This is a genomic window from uncultured Treponema sp. (genome assembly GCF_946187725.1).
GTDB lineage: Bacteria > Spirochaetota > Spirochaetia > Treponematales > Treponemataceae > Treponema_D.
The window spans coordinates 1-16,631 of sequence record NZ_CAMHSK010000016.1; the positions used below are offsets into that span (position 1 = coordinate 1).

Consider the following 16,631-nt stretch of genomic DNA (forward strand, 5'->3'; position numbering starts at 1 on the left):
TTTACACCCAGGTTGTCGGGAGTTCGAGTCTCTCACTGCCCACACTTTTAAGACTCAGGTTTTCACTTGAGTCTTTTTTTTTATTCATTTCAAAACCATAAAAAAACCGCTCTCTGTGAGCGGCTCTTGTAAATCACAATTGTTTTATCTGATTGAATCGATGTTAAGGCTTCCACCTTTTACAAAAGGAAGTACATTTTCACAGCGGGCAATTCTTACGCGGACAAAAACAGGGCCTTTTACATCAAAGGCTTTTTTCTGCCAATCAGAATCTTTGTCGGCATCAATTACAGTGATTCCAAATCCCTCAGCAACCTTGAGCAAATCAGGATTAGAAGCAAAGGTACTTGCAGAATAATTTCTTCCAAAAAGATATTCCTGCTGCTGACGAACCATGCCCAAAGCACCGTTTTCAAGAACTATTACGGTAACATTCAGATTGTTTTCGGCAAGAGTTGCAAGTTCCTGAATATTCATAAGAATTGAACCATCACCAGAAATGCAGACAACACGCTTTTCCGGTTCTGCATATGCCGCTCCCAAAGCAGCAGGCAGACCAAAGCCCATTGTACCAAGTGAACCAGATGTAAGGAACTGACGAGCTCGCTGGACATCGTAATATTGAGCCGCCCACATCTGATGCTGACCGACATCAGTAGTGACAATAATATTTTCGTTTGAAGGAAGGGTTGCAATGAATTCACGCGGATTTTTAAATTCAAGACCAGCCTTTTTACCACAAGTCTTTGCACCGCAACATTCAGCGGCATTACAGCTCATTTCAAGCTCAATTTTCTCTTTAGATTTCAGATCAATGCAGGCTTTGAGCCACTCTGCCCTTTCATTCTTAAATGCAGACAGATCAACAGATTTAATTGCTGAATTGATTTTTTCAAAAGCACTTGCCGTATCAGTTACAAAACTTACATAACTTGCAAGAATTTTATTTATTTCGGCCGCATCAATGTCAATATGAATTATTTTCGCATTTGGACAGAAACCGTCAGGAACCCCCGCCGCCCTGTCATCAAAACGCGCACCAGCCGTAATAAGAAGGTCACAGTCATACGCAGCTTTGCCGGCAGTGAAGGTTCCGTGCATACCTACCATTCCGAGGAAAGAAGGACTATCGCGACGAACGACACCCAATCCCATGAGGCTCGAAATAACAGGAATATCATAAATCTTTAAGAAATCACGGATTTTTGCAGAGGTTTCTGGAGAATTACAGCCGCCACCAATGTATAAAAGTGGTTTTTTGGCAGATGCAAGAAGAGCTGTAATTTTTTCGATGAGGGCAGGAATTTCTGAATCCGAAGTTTTATTTCTTATAGAGTGTGAAACATAATCAGAATAGATTCTTTTGAATGATGAATCAAAATCTGCTGGAACTTCACATAATTCAGTCTGAACATTACGCGGAACATCAATCAAAACCGGGCCAGGACGACCACTTTCTGCAATCGCAAAAGCAAGCGGAACAGCAGTAAGCAGTTCTTTAGCAGCTTTGACCATGATTGAATGTTTTGTAATTGGGAAAGAAAGACCGAAGGTGTCGGCTTCCTGAAAAGCGTCCGTACCGATAAGATTTGTGTTGACCTGACCTGTTATTGCTACGAGTGGAATTGAATCTGCGCGTGCATCAGCAATTGAAGTAAGAAGATTCATTGCACCAGGTCCGCTTGTGGCCATACAGACGGCGGCTTTACCTGTAACACGGGCAACGCCCTGAGCCATAAAACCTGCCGCCTGCTCCTGACGAACCAGGACATGCTTGAAATTTGAAACAAAAAGCTCATTGTAAAGCGGAAGAATCATGCCGCCGGGAAGACCAAAAACGACATCAATTCCGTTCTGCCGTAAAAGGTTGATTATAATCTGAGAGCCGGTTAGTTGTGCCATTTTCGCCTTCCTTAAAATTTGAAATATCGTTTAAAAGAAAAATCGTTTAAAATAAAAAAAGTTGGCAGTTCTCTACTTTCCCCCCATACAGGAGTATCATCGACGCAGAGGTGCTTGACTTCCGTGTTCGGAACGGGAACGGGTATAACCACCTCACTATGACCACCAACATATTTATATTATCCTTAGAGCATGAGAAAGTCAATAGTTTTTCGATAAATTTGTGGTTAAACCTTCATTTATTTGTTATACTTTCATTCATGAAATCATTTGAAGAAAATCTTTCCAGATTGGAAGAACTTACCGCAAATATCCGTAAACAGGATATTTCCCTTGAAGACGCTCTCGCCAATTTTGAAGAAGGAATCAAACTCGCAAAAACACTCGAAAAAGACATAGAAAAAATCGAAGGCAAAATCCAGATTCTCATGAATCAGCCGGTAAAAGCAAATCCGGCCTCACCAACAGCACAAATAAACATTGAACCTCAGCTTGATTTGTTTTCAGGTGCAGATTCTGTGACTGGAAGTGCCGGTGCTCCTCAAGAAGGCCTGAGGCAATAATGGGAGATACAAACAAACGCCGCCCTGTACGACCGCTTTCTGTTGATGTTGCACGAAAAATTGCTGCAGGCGAAGTAATTGACAGACCATGCGCAATCGTACGCGAACTTTTAGACAATGCCGTAGACTCAGGTGCAAGCTCAATCAGCGTTGAAATCGAAGGCGGCGGAATCGATAAAATCAGAATTGCAGACAACGGATACGGGATGAGTCTTGATGACTTAAAAAACTGCGCACGCCCCCATTGTACCAGCAAAATTTCTGAATCCGAAGACCTACTGAATCTCACGACCCTTGGTTTCCGCGGAGAAGCACTGGCATCAATCGCAGCAGTTTCACGGCTTTCAATTTCCAGCGGAACATACCGCATGAAAGCCAGCATCACCGAAGACCACGAAATTGAAAAGATTCCGCCAGTCCAGGACGGGAAAGGCACAATCGTCATGAGCGAGGGGCTGTTTGAAAATTTCCCTGCCCGCCGTCACTTTTTAAAACGACCTGCCTCAGAAAACATGATGTGCAGGGAAGTCTTTACAGAAAAATCTCTCCCCCGCCCTGACATTTCTTTCAGGCTCACAGTAGACGGCTCTTTAAGGCATGACTTACCTGGAGGAGTCTCCCTCGCAGAGCGGTTTGCAAGGGCACTTGAACTCAAAGAAAACACAAGTCTTTTTTCTGAAATAAAATCTTGTGGTATTGAAGCAGACGGTGTTTCAAAATGGAGTTTTTCTCTTGTAATCGGAGAACCAGGCATTTATCGGAATGACCGCAAGCAAATCTTCATCTTTGTAAATGGCCGAAGAGTTCAGGAGTTTTCTTTAATACAGGCAATCGAATATGGCTGTCAGGGATTTTTCCCGAACGGAACGCATCCAGTCGCAGCACTTTTTCTCAATGTAGAGCCAAAACTTGTCGATTTCAACATTCACCCGGCAAAAAAAGAAGTCAGATTCAAAGACATTTCTTCGGTTCATCACGGTGTAAGCACTGGTGTCAGAAACTATCTGAGAAGTCAGGGAATCAGAAGCACCTTTGAACGAGACAAGGAAATTCAAGAAGAAATCAATAAAGCTGAAAAGAACACTCTCTTCAATGCAATAATCGAAAAAGAACTTGAACGCGATGAAAGAAATTCAAGTGGAAGTTCGCAAAGAGATTTCTGGAAACACGAAAACTACTCATCTGTTGCAGAAAATGCTGCCTCAAAAAATGCGTCAGTTTCTCTTTCAAAGTTATCTTCAAACGACAATTCAGCATATTCATCCGCGTCATACAAAATTGACCACACAAGACCGTCGTATTCAGAAAGTCTTGCAGAAACGGCACTTTCATTTAATCAGCAGAACGCTCAAAACAATACCGCAACGCAAGAGCCATCTTTGACCGGAAGCATTCAGTTTAAACAGAATATGCTTGATGAAAAGCGATTCTCAATTCCTGGAAGTTCTGTTTGTGCAAATAAAGAAGCTGATTTTATCTATTATGGAACGATTTTTGGCACTTTCCTTATGGTTCAAAAAAACGGAATCTTTTATTTGATTGACCAGCATGCGGCACACGAAAGGATTTTATTCAACAGGCTCATGAGCGGAGGCAGCGAAACACAGGAACTTCTTGTTCCATACGAAATTCAGACTGAATCTAAAGAAGACGATGAATACCTTTCCTCAATGCAGGTCACTCTTTCGACCGCAGGATTCAAATGCGAAAATCAAGGTTCAGGAAAATGGATTTTTACTTCAGTTCCAGCACGCTGGCAGGGAAATCAGGAAGATTTAAAGAAAGCCCTGTTTGAAAAGCATGTAAGTCCAGAAGAAATCATCTATCAGATTGCCGCAATGACCGCCTGTAAAGCCGCCGTAAAAGACGGAACGATTTTAGGCCCAGAGGCGGCAGAAAATCTTGCACGGGAAGCACTTTTGCTCAAAGATCCGCACTGCCCGCATGGACGCCCCTGCTGGACAACGCTTACAAAAGAAGAACTTTTCGACCGGGTAAGACGGACACGATAGCCTTAATCTGTTTCTCAATAACAGAGGCCGGCTATTTTTTAATTTTAAACTCAACTCGCCTGTTCTTGTACCAGTTTGCCGGGTCACTTCTGTCTGCCATAGGATTTGCGCCGCCCTTTCCGTCTGCCTTTAGGATTTCACGCGGAACGCCTCGTTTTACAAGTTCTTCGACAATGGCTTCTGCCCGCTTCTGACTCAAAGGCATCAGTTCCTCAATATTTTCCTTTTCGGTACCGCTGATATTGTTTGCATATCCTTCAACAACAATGATTGTCGCCTCCGGGTTTTCTTTCAGCTGTTCGGCGACTTCATCAAGAGTCTCAAAATTTGACAGAATCTGGTCATTAGTCAGTGTTTTGGAAGTCGCAGCATCAGGGTCAAAGCTAATCGTGTTTACGACCATTTTCCATTCTTTGCCCGGAATGATTACCTGCAGCATAAGGCCGGTCTTGATTTTTTCTTCAGTCTCAAGCGTTTTATTACCGACACGCTGACGGTCTTTTGCAGCAGGCAAAACAGAAAGTTTAGCCGTGTAAGTGTTTTTTGAAAGAACAAGTTCTCCTTTATCACTTCGGCCATCCCACTCGATGCTTTCCGGGAGTTTTCCAGAGCCTTTAATCGTCCTGAAAAGATTATCATGAGGATCATAAATTGTAAGAGTCCATTCTTCTGGCTCATCTTCAAGATACTTTACAGATGGAATCAACTTTACGCTGTCATTTCTGCCGTCTCCGTCCGGGGTAAAATTGATTCCACCCTCAACAGTAAGATTTGCCTTAGGTGAAGGCCAGCTTGCAACTTCTGCACGATGCTTTTCTTCTTCTGCACGGCGAACAGCCTCTTCTTCGGCACGGCGTTTTTCTTCTGCCTTACGAGCCTCTTCCTCTTCGGCTTTCCGTTTTTCCTCTTCTTCGGCAGCAATTCTTGCTTGTTCGGCCTCTCGAATCTTTCTTTCTTCTTCTGCCTTGCGTTCTTTTTCTTCTTTTGCAAAGCGTTCTTCATCTTCAGAAAGACGGATTTTTTCACCCTTCACTTTATCGCCAGTGACTTTTTCTTCAACCGGAGGAAGAACATTTTCAGAGGCATTGACTTTTTCACTCGGAACTTTTTCAGGTTCTTTCTTTTCTTCTGGAGGAAGTTCGCTTTCAGGAGAATAAACTTTTTCAGCATTATCCTTCGGTTTTTCTTCAAGCACAACCTCTTCCTTGACAGGAATATCAGGAGCATTTTCATGAATCTTTTCGCCAGTTTCCTTTTCTGGAACGACTGGAACCGGCAAATCAGGAAGTTTCAAATCTTCGGCAGCAATAACAGAAGACACAACAATTTCAAGCTGATTTTCCGGAATCTTTGGCGCCACAGCATCATCACGGACAAGCTCAGAATTATCTTCATCATCAGGAATTTCTTCTGGCAGTTCAAGTATGACTTTTTCTGGCTCATCAGGAATTTCCATTTTTTCATTTTCAATGAATGAATCAGGATTAATAAGCTCAGGTTTTTCTTTTGCACGACGCTGGATTTCCATTTCAAGCAGCCTGATAAGTTCTTCGATTTTTTCACGCTGCGGTGTATGCGGTTCGATTTCAAGATATCTGATATAATTGTCCCGTGCATCTCCAAGATGATCAAGTTTAAGCTGAGCATTTGCACGGTTCAAAACTGCAGGAGAATAGTTTTCGTCTTCTTTTAGAGAAATTGCATAGCTCGCATCAGCACGCATGTAATTTCCCATCGCATAGCAGGAGTTTCCGGCATTATACGCAAGGATTTTATGATCGGTGTCTTCTCTTGCAAGTCCCTGTGCACACACCGCGAGAGACTTGTTGTAATCTCCAATCTGATAGTAACAGATTCCAAGATAGATATAAACTTTCGGGTCAACTTTTTCGGCACCGATAGCTTTTTCAAAATATGGGATTGCCTTTTCCGGGCGGTTGAGCTGGAACAACTCCTCGCCCTTTTCAAAATCAGGATTATAGACAATCACTTCTTCCTTTTTTGACTTGGATTTTGGATTTTTCTTCAGTTTATCAACTGCCGTCTTTGCTTCAGGACTTTTCGTTGTGGTAAGATTTTTGCCCGACTGTGAGAGCGTATTTTTCTTCTGTGCAAAAATCGGGTTCATCAAAAAAGAGAAAGCCAAAGATATAAACAATATTCTTCTATATATATACATAACACCACGCTTTAGTTCCAATAGGAATTCTCTTCATTATCGGCATAATTCAAAAATAGCTGTACAACAAATTGAACTGAACTTCTTTCTGAATATGAATATTGAGGGAAAATTGCAAATTCGCTAAAATACAATATGATGTCGGTTTTTATCGCTTATGAAGTCGGTAAACGCTGAAGAGAACATCGAATTTTTCAATTAATCATTTAAAAAGAGGTATTTTTTTTATGGCAGAACCACAAAAAAGCGTTATCACAAACAACGCACTTTTCACCGACTTCTATGAGCTCACAATGGCTCAGGGTTATTGGAAGAACAACATGAATCATCAGGTCGTTTTCGACATGTTCTTCCGCCGCCAGCCTTTCAATGGCGGTTTCTCCGTATTCGCAGGCCTTGAAAATCTCATCGATGCAATCACAGATTTTACTTTCAAAGAGGATGACATCGAATATCTTCGGCAGCAGAACATTTTTGAAGAAGGATTCCTTGAATTCCTCAAAGATTTCCGTTTTTCCGGCGACATGTACGCTTTTGAGGAAGGCTCAATCATCTTCCCGCAGGAACCAATCGTACGAATTCACGCAAACCTCATCGAAGCACAGATTGTTGAAGCTCTCATCCTCAACATCATCAACTTCCAGAGCCTTATCGCAACCAAAACAGCACGCGTATGGCTTGCAAGCAAAAAAGGCGGAATCATGGAATTCGGCCTTCGCCGTGCACAGGGTCCTGACGGCGGCATGAGCGCAACTCGTGCTAGTTTTATCGGCGGAGCAGCAGGAACAAGCAACACTCTCGCTGGCAAAATCTACGGAATCCCTGTAATGGGAACAATGGCTCACTCATGGATTATGGCTTTTCCAAGCGAGCTTGAAGCTTTCCGTGCATACGCAAAAATCTACCCTACAAACGCAATCTTCCTTATCGATACCTACGACACACTTCGTTCAGGAATCAAAAACGCAATCATCGCAGGCCGTGAGCTTGTCGAAAAAGGCTACAATTTCGGCGTACGACTCGACTCAGGCGACATTTCTTACCTTACACGCGAAGTCCGAAAGGAACTCGACAAGGCAGGCTTCCCGCAGGCAAAAATCTGTGTATCAAACGAACTTACCGAAGAAATCATCGAAACTCTTGTTCAGCAGGACACACCGATTAACTCATGGGGCGTCGGAACACACATGGTAACAGGCGGAAATGAGGCAAGTTTTACAGGCGTTTACAAACTCGGTGCACGCCATGACGAAACTACAGGTGAAATGAAGCCAGCAATGAAATTCAGCGACAATCCAGAGAAAAACACAAACCCTGGAATCAAAAATGTATTCCGCCTTTACGATGAAGAAGGCAACGCAAAGGCGGACATCATCGCACGCAAAGACGAAGTAATTGAGACAGGCAAAGAATACCGATACTATCACCCGATGGTAGATTACAGACAGTTCACTTTCAATGCCGCAAAAGTTGAGCCAATGCTCAAAAAGGTCGTTGAAGGCGGAAACCGAATCGGCGAAAAGAAGAGCGAGGCTGAAACACTCCGAAAGGCACGCGAGACAATGCAGAAGCAGCTTGAGAGCTTCGATGGTTCATACAAGCGAATCCTCAACCCGCACATCTACAAAGTCTCACTCACAGAAGCCATGAAAGAACTCAAAATGGAATTCATCAAGGCACGAATCAAATAATTTGCAATTTTACGGCAGATAATCAGGGCGGATGTTCTTCAAAGCGAGGAGCATCCGCTTTTTTTGTGCGTTGTCGCCATTTGTAAGCACATCGAGACGGCGGCGGACTTCCTTACGGCCAGAATTATCCTGATAAGTGCAGGTGCAAGTCTGACTTTTCCAGCCTTCACTTTCAGCATGAGCGATAATTTCACTGACAGGCACGTAATAAAGCGGACGGATTATTTTTACAGGATATTTTTCATACTGCATGGACGGCGGCATTGTTTCGAGAGTGCCCTTGTTGAGAGCGTTCATCAAAAGCGTTTCCAATGCATCGTCAAGGTGATGGCCAAGGGCGACATGGGTAAAACCGTTCCTGGCGGCATATTCGTTAAGTTCTTTACGCCGCTGCATCGAGCACCAGAAGCAGTTCATTTTGCGGCCAGGCTTTACCCTTTCCAAAGTATTCACATCAAGAGTCTGAAGATTTACTCCCCAGTTTTCAAAAGTTGCACGCAACGATGGTGAAAACTCGTCAGCGAAATCAGTATGAATGTACAAAGCAGTAAAATCAAAATGCTCATTCCTTCGTTTCATCCTGTTTGCAAAATACTCGATGAGCAGAGTGGAGTCCTTTCCCCCGCTCGCTCCAACAAGAATTTTTGCTCCCTCAGGAATCATGTCATAATCATAAACGGCTTTGTCAATTAAACTGAAAATCTTTGGCTGCATAAGAAAATTATACAAAAAATCACTTCAGTATCAAGCGATAAAATCCAGTCCTTGGCCGAACGAGACAGAGCGGACACAGAGGAATTTTCATCAGGCTTTTTCTTAACCGTGAAATGTAAGCATAAGTCACATTTTTTCGGGATTTCTCACTTTTTCCAGATAAATCCAAACAGCTTGAGATTTCATCAATGGACACTTCCCGACGGCGATTTTTGTACATAAATGACAAAAGATGAAACACGGATGGAGAAAAGGAATTTTTGTTCAAAACATGCTCAAGCAGATTTTCTCTCTTTGATTTTACAATAAGTTTTTCAGAAGGCAGGGATGCAGGCAAATCTTCAAAATCATTTTTTAGTAAAGGCGGGGTGTAAAGCAGAGATTTCAGTTCATCATTTTGTAAAGCAAGACTTATCTTATTAAACAAAAGGATTTTATCATGAAATGTCTGATTATTGAAATGCAATTCATTATCAGAAATCCAATTCGCAATCATCGCGTCCTTCCCCTGCACTTTTTCACCAAAAAGCAGCACAGGTATTATCAGATTTTTCGATGCAAGCAAATTGAAAATTAACTCAGAAAAACCCTTGTACAGGGCGTAATCAAGAATAATCACATCCGGATGATGAGCCCCAAGAATCACTTTCTGCAGAAGACTCAAACCGTCTTCGCAAAAATCAAGGGAAACTCTTTCATCAGAAAGCAATCCACACAAAACCTCAAAAGGCTTTCTCTCCCGACCAGAACATAAAAACCTCAAAACTTTCTCCAATAAATGAGGGAGTCTCAAAAATCCGGCTCTTTTAAAACTCCTTCCAAATTTTCTCCTCTGCTCCTTGCGCGCACCAGAGAACAGACAGAGTTTTTAAACTTATTTATATATTCGGAAGATAAAAACGACAACTTTATGGATTATTCCGATATGGTTAACAAATTTTTATTATCGACTTCATTTAAAATGAGTTTAGTAAATTTTTCTCATTTTAAATTTATAGATTCAATTTTTCATTCGCCCGAACTGCGAAGCAGGTCGTTACCGAGTGGAAATTAAACCTACGGATTCAACTTCCATTCGCCCGAACTGCGAAGCAGGTCGCTACAGAATGGAAGTTGAACCTACGGGTTCAACTTCCATTCGCCCGAACTGCGAAGCAGGTCGCTACAGAATGGAAGTTGAACCTACGGGTTCAACTTCCATTCCCCATACTCATCGACAATCTGTGTCTTCATGCTTGCAAGAGGTCTCCATGCGACACTGATTGAAAAGTACGGACTGAAATCATAATATGATTTACCGTCAGTGCGGTTGTAACCCGTTGAAGAACTTGTCATCAGGCGAGGCTTGATTGAAAACGAGCAGTTTAAATCCCAGTCATCAAGGTCATGCGTAACATCGATTTTAAGGCTCTGAATCTTGAATGCACTCGACTTTCGCTTTTCTTCATCATCGAAGCGGAACGAATCAAGCAAATCCTGCAAAATATTGCGCTCGCCCTTTCCCATGTATTTTTCTGCATATTCCGCATCGCTACAAAAATACCTGTAAATGATGCTGTTCCTTGATTCTGCACTGAAAGATATGTTGAGGAAACTGTTTACCTTGAATGTAAGTGACGGAACAAAACGGAAATAGCTGTTTGTCGGACGGACAAAATCATAAACCGCATTCATAGAAAGCGACGGAGCCCATGAAATACGATCTTTCAGATATTTGAATGTCTTTGAGCTGCTTGAATATGAAAGGCTGAACTGATAAGGCTGGAATTCCTTTTCGCTGTTGGCAGTCCAGCCCTTACTGATTATCGTTCCATCAGATTTTTTTTCTGTTACGAAATTGTAGCCGGTTATGTAAGAAGAAGAATAAGAAGCCTGCAAGCCGTAACCAGAAAGCGAGAATTTGAGCGATTCGTGCTCTTCTTCCTCTAAATCATAAGTGTAGGATTGAGTAAATTTGAGTTTATTTGAGAACAGGCTGACAGAAAGAGACTGAGTGAAATCATCTTTTACCCAGGTGTCATCATCCTTGCTTTTCTGATGAATTCCTGTTCCAGCAGTGAAAGTCGTGTATGGGAAGCCAAGAGTCAGTGTGCCCTTGTAAGAGTCAACCTGAGGCGGAAGCGTAGTCGTTAGAGAGAGCGTCTGGTAAACCTTTTTGTTAAATTCTTTGGCACCGAAAACGAAATTCAAGTTGTGAACAGTGAGACAGTCTTCATCGGTTAAATCTGGCTTGTGGTAATCCCAGTCAGGATTGTCGCCGTCTCCAATAAATTCCGTACGAATCATCTTGATTGTCGTGTTCCAGGTCAGTGAAGTATCTGAAAAAGTATCGATATAATAGAATGGTCTGAAAGTAAGCGCATTTACATCAGTCAAATCGAGTTTTCGTGCAGTGTAGTCAGATTTTTTAACAGATGTCGCAGAACTTTCAGTGTAACCGCCTTCAGCAGTAGTATCAGTAATCTTCAAATAAGGATGAGACTGATAAATCGGATTGAAAGTAAAAGTGTCTGTAAGCGAAACAAAACTGTCTCTGTAACCAATTTTGCTCGTAACGGTGGTTGGAGCCTTGACCTGAATATAGGTTGACTGCATATCGTTCCAGTCAAAATCTTCCGGAGTCTTTAAGATTGAAGAAGAATAGGAAAACTGTGATGTAAAATCAGGAGAAACAGAATATCCAAGCGAATAAGAAATTCCGTTAACAGATGTCGTTGAAAAAGAAGGCGTCGTAATTGAAGGAAGATAGCTTTCCGCGAGAAGAGGTTCTTTTGCTTCGGCTTCATCAGATTCGCTGCTTTGTGAGTCATTTTTAGCATCGGTTTCTGATTCAGACTTTGACTCATCTTTTTTTTCTGAAACATCAAGCTCTTCAGGCGGATTGATTGCTACACTCTGAGAGGAAGATTTTTTGGACTTTGACTTTGCAGGAAGCTGAAAGAGAGTGCCTGAAATTCTTCCGCCCAGTTTTACAGGAGTAATCTGAGACGGATAGTAGAATTTTCGCTCCGGGGTGTATGTCGACCATGAAGAATCAGAAGCATATCGGTCATCATAACGCAATTCCTCATTCGCTTTTGAAGAATAGACAATTGACGAGCTGAATGAAGAAAGAGAAAGCGATGAAATATACGGATTGAGGATTTCAGGAACCTTAAAGGTATAAGAACCTGAAGCACTCCATGTAAAGGATGAAGTTTCGGTTACAGTGATTTCGTCATTTGAAACATCCGTGCCACCGCCCGACATCGCAAAATCAATCCAGTCCATCGTTTCGGCACGGGTATTGAAATCATAGTTAAAATAAGGATCTGAATAAACAGGCATCGTAAAAGTGAGCGAGAACGGTTTTGCGACAGTGAATTTGAGGTTTGCCTGATAACGAAAAGGCATCTCAATTCCCATGAAATTTGACTTATCGTTGATGATTTCACCAGCCGTATTCTTAGCAAGGTAAACGGAATTGTTGCGAAATACAGTATTCGAAAAACCAAGTTCCAGATTTGCCGAAAGATTTGTTATGAAGGTCTTTGGGGCAAAAACTCCATCGAAACCGACCATTGCGCCCATATTCGCATAGTAGTCAGCCATGATTTTGAAGTATTTTGAAGTGTCGCCTTTATAATCTTCATCGAGATTGTGGAGAACAAGGCCTTCTCGCCGCTGCTCTTTCATCGAGCTTGTGTTCATGAAGCTGAAAAAATTGATTTTATCATCATCCGAAGAAGAACTTGAACTGCTTGAATTCAGCTTTGAATTGATGTCAGCAGAACTCAACGCAGATGAAGGTTTTCTTCCATAGAGATAGGTCGTTGTGTTGATGTAATAACCTTCGCGCACACGGAAACCAAAGGTCGGATTGAAGATAAGCTCGTCCTTAGGATAATAAAAAGCCGGAAGATAAAGAAGCGGAACCCGGCCGACAAAAAGCCTTGCATTAAGAAAGGCAAATTCACCGCCTGGTAAAAGCCAGATTCGGGTTGCACGGATACGCCAGTGCGGATTTTCGTCATCACAGAAAGTAAGTTCGCCAGATTTAAAAGCAATCGTTCCGCCAGAATCGCGGCCAAAGACATCAGAAGCAACGATAAGCGTTGAGCCTGAAGGAAGGTTGATTGCATCACTGGAGGTCTGAACAGCCCGTCCGTTGTCAAAAACACCTTCAAGAGTGGCGGTATTGAAAAGAAGGCTCGAAGCCGTGATTGTTTCACCGCCAGCGCTTCCACCTGTCTGAGTGAGAGAAACGCTTCCTTCTGCAAAAAGCATCTCTGTAGAGCGGTTATAATTGATTCTTTCAGCATTGATTGTTGTTTTAGTGCTTCCCCGCGTAACGGAAATTTTTACATTTCCTGTAAGGACAATACAATCCTCACCGCTAACGGCATCCTTTGTATTTTCAACCTTCTGAGCCTGATCAATTGATATGACAGATTTTTCACCATCTGCCGCAAAAACAGAAGCAGAAAGAAAAGAGAAAATCAAAACTGCAAGCAAAAAAACTTTTTTCATATTTTCAAACGGGGTTTTAGGGGCAAAGCCCCTAGGCGAAAGGGGTACGACGCAACGAAGTGCGGCGTAGGGGAAAGGCTTTTCCCCTGCCCAATTGCTAATTGCTAACTGCTAGCTCCTTATGTCCGTGTTTCAAGGTGTCCTCGATGAATTTTCCGGTGTAGCTGCCGGTTTCCTGCCAGCGAGAGGCAAGTTCTTCCGGGGTGCCGGTGTCTACGATTTGACCGCCTTTGTTTCCGCCGTCGGGGCCAAGATCGATTATGTAGTCAGCCTGTGCGATTACATCAAGGTTATGTTCTATCATAACGACAGAATTTCCCTTGTCAACAAGCCTCTGAATTACATCCATTAAAACCTTTACATCAGCAAAATGAAGGCCTGTAGTCGGTTCATCAAGAATGTAGAGCGTTTTGCCTGTTGAAGGCCGTGCAAGCTCCGTCGCAAGTTTGACTCGCTGAGCCTCACCGCCTGAAAGAGTGAGCGCCGACTGACCAAGCTGAATGTAGCCCAAACCGACACTCTTTAAGGTTTCAAGTTTTCGCGCCACATGAGGAATCGCATTGAAAAAATCAGCGGCTTCTTCAATCGTCATGTTGAGGACATCAGAAATATTTTTGCCCTTATAACACACATCCAGAGTTTCCTGATTAAAGCGATGACCGTGACAGACATCGCACTGAATGAATACATCTGGCAGGAAGTTCATTTCGATAGTGATTGTACCCGCACCCTGACAGTTTTCGCAGCGGCCGCCCTTTACGTTGAAGCTGAAACGGCCGGATTTATAACCGCGTGCCTTTGAATCAGGCAAAGAAGCATAAAGCTCACGGATTGAATCAAAAACGCCCACATAAGTGACAGGATTACTTCGTGGAGTGCGTCCTATCGGTGACTGGTCAATATTGATTACCTTGTCGATATTTTCGATTCCGTCGATTGAATCATGCTCGCCTGCCCTGTAATTAGTTCTCATGAGAGTGTTAGACACGACAGGATAGAAAACATCGCTGAGCAAAGTTGATTTGCCGCTTCCAGAAACGCCCGTAATACAGGTAAAAGTTCCAAGAGGAATGTCAACGCTCACATTCTTAAGATTATGCTCACGAACGCCCTTGATTGAAATGAATTTACCGTTGCCGCGCCGCCTTTCTTTTGGAATCGGCATAAAAAGAGTGCCATTGAGATACTGACCCGTAAGACTTTCGCCCACCTTCATGACCTGCTCAGGAGTGCCCGAAGCGATAACATTTCCGCCGTGAACGCCAGCCCCAGGACCGATGTCAACGAGCCAGTCAGCAGTGCGCAAAGTCTGCTCATCATGCTCAACGACAATAACTGTATTTTTTAAATCACGGAGATATGTGAGGGTTTGAATGAGTCTCTCGTTATCCCGCTGATGAAGTCCGATTGAAGGCTCGTCAAGAATGTACATTACGCCCGTAAGGCCAGAGCCAATCTGAGTCGCGAGACGGATTCGCTGAGCTTCGCCGCCACTCAAAGTACCAGCCGATCGTTCCAAAGTGAGGTAATCAAGACCGACATTCTTTAAGAAAGTAAGCCGTGCCTTAATCTCCTTGAGGATTTGAGAAGAAATGAGCTTTTCAGTTTCAGTAAGCTCAAGAGATTCGATAAAATCGAGACTTTCAATCACGCTGAACGCACAAAGCTCAATGATATTTTTACCGCCGATTGTGACCCCCAACGCTTCCTTTCGGAGCCTCTTTCCGTGACAGCAGGTACATTCAGAAACAGACATGAACCGCTCTTCCATACGGACACGCTGACTTTCGCCCCATGCTTCAGCATGCCGCCGCTTCATGTCAGCTAAGATTCCAATCCACGGCCTTTTGTACTCAGAAAAGCCTTCACCACTCTGCTTGCGGTAAATCCACTTCATGATTTTAGTATCATCGCCATTCCAAAGAAAATCGCGCTGGCTGTCAGTCAAATCTTTTATCGGAGTATCGAGAGAAAATCCGCCAGTCTGTGCGATTGCGCCAAAAAGAGACTTGTTCCATTCACTGTCAGGATTATAGAAAGGAAAAGCACCTTCATTGAAAGAAAGTTCTGAATCAGGCAGAATTTTTGAAGAATCCCACTCCATTTTTTCGCCGATACCGGTACATTCCGGGCAGGCACCAAAAGGATTGTTAAAAGAAAAAAGACGCGGCTGAAGTTCAGGAATTGAGATTCCGCAGTCAGGACATGCATTTTTCTGGCTGAAAAAAACTTCTTCTTCGTGATAGCCCTTTTCGCTTTCATCTTCAACACGCCGCAAAACAATCAAAACACCGTTCGCAGCCTGAAGTGCCGCCTCAACACTTTCCGCAAGACGCTTTCGTGAATCTTCCTTGAGAGCAATTCGATCAACAACGATTTCGATAGTGTGCTTTTTCTGCTTGTCAAGCTTGATTGTATCATCAAGTTCAACCATAAGGCCGTCAATTCGTGCGCGGACAAAGCCCGACTTCTGCGCATCCTCGATAATCTTCTGATGCTCGCCTTTTTTTCCACGGATGACAGGGGCCAGCAAAGTGATTCGAGTGCCCTCGCCCCAGTTCAAGATTGTTCCGATAATCTGGTCTTCGCTCTGTTCTTTAATTTCCCGGCCGCAGTTCGGACAGTGAGCGTGACCGATTCTTGCAAAAAGAAGCCTGTAATAGTCGTAAATTTCAGTGACCGTGCCCACCGTTGAGCGCGGATTGTTGTGAGTAGTTTTTTGTTCGATTGAAATTGCCGGAGAAAGCCCTTCGATTAAATCAACATCGGGCTTATCCATGCTGCCCAAAAATTGCCGTGCGTAGCTCGAAAGACTCTCCATGTAACGCCGCTGCCCTTCAGCAAAAAGCGTGTCAAAAGCAAGTGAAGATTTACCAGAACCAGAAAGCCCGGAAATTACGACCAACTTGTGCCGCGGAATCTCCACACTGATATTTTTAAGGTTATGCTCGCGCGCCCCCTGAATTACAATTTTCTCACCTTCAACCTGATGAATGTTCTTATTATAGATAATATTACTCACGCGGATATTATAGCGAAATGAGGGGAAAAATGAAAGTTA

Annotated in this window: 9 protein-coding genes and 1 rRNA gene; 3 read left to right on the forward strand and 7 right to left on the reverse strand. The window is 43.1% G+C overall.

All coding sequences use genetic code 11. The features are described from left to right. Nucleotides 1–144: 144 nt before the first annotated feature. Nucleotides 145–1,902: a biosynthetic-type acetolactate synthase large subunit gene (ilvB, locus tag Q0Q74_RS07665; protein ID WP_294429763.1), complete on the reverse strand. Its 1,758-nt coding sequence runs from the start codon at nucleotides 1,900–1,902 to the stop codon at nucleotides 145–147. A 59-nt stretch (nucleotides 1,903–1,961) separates the two neighbouring features. After that, nucleotides 1,962–2,072, reverse strand: a 5S ribosomal RNA gene (rrf, locus tag Q0Q74_RS07670). Between the two features lie 90 nt (nucleotides 2,073–2,162). On the opposite strand from rrf, the gene xseB reads away from it, so the two are divergent. After that, complete coding sequence (gene xseB / locus Q0Q74_RS07675) at nucleotides 2,163–2,465, forward strand: exodeoxyribonuclease VII small subunit (RefSeq protein ID WP_294429764.1); 303 nt, start codon at nucleotides 2,163–2,165, stop codon at nucleotides 2,463–2,465. Continuing rightward, nucleotides 2,465–4,477, forward strand: a complete 2,013-nt coding sequence (gene mutL, locus Q0Q74_RS07680) for a DNA mismatch repair endonuclease MutL (protein ID WP_294429765.1) — start codon at nucleotides 2,465–2,467, stop codon at nucleotides 4,475–4,477. Before xseB ends, mutL begins: the two co-directional genes overlap by 1 nt. A gap of 31 nt (nucleotides 4,478–4,508) precedes the next feature. On the opposite strand, the gene Q0Q74_RS07685 is transcribed toward mutL, so the two are convergent. Continuing rightward, nucleotides 4,509–6,623 (reverse strand): OmpA family protein, encoded by a 2,115-nt coding sequence (locus Q0Q74_RS07685; protein WP_294429766.1) that lies wholly within the window; start codon nucleotides 6,621–6,623, stop codon nucleotides 4,509–4,511. 284 nt (nucleotides 6,624–6,907) lie between these two features. Here Q0Q74_RS07685 and Q0Q74_RS07690 point away from each other — a divergent pair, with 284 nt between their 5' ends. Next, nucleotides 6,908–8,347: a nicotinate phosphoribosyltransferase gene (locus Q0Q74_RS07690; RefSeq protein ID WP_294429806.1), complete on the forward strand. Its 1,440-nt coding sequence runs from the start codon at nucleotides 6,908–6,910 to the stop codon at nucleotides 8,345–8,347. 9 nt (nucleotides 8,348–8,356) lie between these two features. On the opposite strand, the gene Q0Q74_RS07695 is transcribed toward Q0Q74_RS07690, so the two are convergent. The 4 genes from Q0Q74_RS07695 to uvrA form a co-directional block, all read right to left on the reverse strand. Beyond that, nucleotides 8,357–9,061 (reverse strand): tRNA 2-thiocytidine biosynthesis TtcA family protein, encoded by a 705-nt coding sequence (locus tag Q0Q74_RS07695; RefSeq protein ID WP_294429767.1) that lies wholly within the window; start codon nucleotides 9,059–9,061, stop codon nucleotides 8,357–8,359. A 19-nt stretch (nucleotides 9,062–9,080) separates the two neighbouring features. Then, a complete protein-coding gene (locus Q0Q74_RS07700; protein ID WP_294429768.1) occupies nucleotides 9,081–9,824 on the reverse strand; it encodes a hypothetical protein in 744 nt (247 codons plus the stop codon). A 419-nt stretch (nucleotides 9,825–10,243) separates the two neighbouring features. Then, nucleotides 10,244–13,570 (reverse strand): hypothetical protein, encoded by a 3,327-nt coding sequence (locus tag Q0Q74_RS07705; RefSeq protein WP_294429769.1) that lies wholly within the window; start codon nucleotides 13,568–13,570, stop codon nucleotides 10,244–10,246. A gap of 97 nt (nucleotides 13,571–13,667) precedes the next feature. Next, complete coding sequence (gene uvrA, locus Q0Q74_RS07710; RefSeq protein WP_294429770.1) at nucleotides 13,668–16,592, reverse strand: excinuclease ABC subunit UvrA; 2,925 nt, start codon at nucleotides 16,590–16,592, stop codon at nucleotides 13,668–13,670. Nucleotides 16,593–16,631 lie beyond the last annotated feature (39 nt).

Excerpts from the sequence above, each read along its gene's own strand:
- ilvB (WP_294429763.1), bottom strand. The coding sequence starts at position 1,902 with ATGGCACAACTAACCGGCTCTCAGATTATAATCAACCTTTTACGGCAG.
- xseB (WP_294429764.1), top strand. The coding sequence starts at position 2,163 with ATGAAATCATTTGAAGAAAATCTTTCCAGATTGGAAGAACTTACCGCA.
- mutL (WP_294429765.1), top strand. The coding sequence starts at position 2,465 with ATGGGAGATACAAACAAACGCCGCCCTGTACGACCGCTTTCTGTTGAT.
- Q0Q74_RS07695 (WP_294429767.1), bottom strand. The coding sequence starts at position 9,061 with ATGCAGCCAAAGATTTTCAGTTTAATTGACAAAGCCGTTTATGATTAT.
- Q0Q74_RS07705 (WP_294429769.1), bottom strand. The coding sequence starts at position 13,570 with ATGAAAAAAGTTTTTTTGCTTGCAGTTTTGATTTTCTCTTTTCTTTCT.